This window comes from Kocuria rhizophila (assembly GCF_003667225.1).
Taxonomy (GTDB): Bacteria; Actinomycetota; Actinomycetes; order Actinomycetales; family Micrococcaceae; genus Kocuria; species Kocuria rhizophila.
Genome location: NZ_RCOM01000183.1, coordinates 1 through 417, shown reverse-complemented (window position 1 = coordinate 417; position 417 = coordinate 1). Strand labels below are relative to the sequence as shown.

General features: G+C 37.6%; 1 protein-coding gene. It reads left to right on the top strand.

Annotated elements, in window-relative coordinates; translation table 11 throughout:
* A partial coding sequence (locus D9R02_RS12485; RefSeq protein WP_220700434.1) for a hypothetical protein occupies nt 1–269 on the top strand: 269 nt, incomplete at its 5' end.
* Nucleotides 270–417 lie beyond the last annotated feature (148 nt).

Here is a 417-nt window from a genome sequence, read left to right as displayed (position 1 = left end):
GGGATTATCAACGTTTGATGAAACAATTGGCCATTCCTTATCAGGAAATCTTTTTATATGATGGTGCACTTCATGAGCAGCCAAAAGCCAAAGATGAACTAGAAAAAAAGAACGTAGCCAAAGATACGTATTCAGAAAAAAAGAGTATGAAAGAAAGAAAACCAGAAACAGTAAATTCTGTTGTCAAAGAACCGCAAGAAACACGCAAAAAGAAGAAAAACAAAAAGAAAAACACGAAAAACAAAGGAGCTCGTAAAGCGAAGAAATAACGCTTTACGAGCTTCAAGCAGAACGTTGTATCGAGGAGGATTCCATGAAATCTCGGAAGGAAGAAATCTTAGCGTTACTTCAAAAAAATGAAACTGGCTTAACGGCAGGGGCGGTAGCAGAACAGTTAATGATTGATCGCAGTAATGC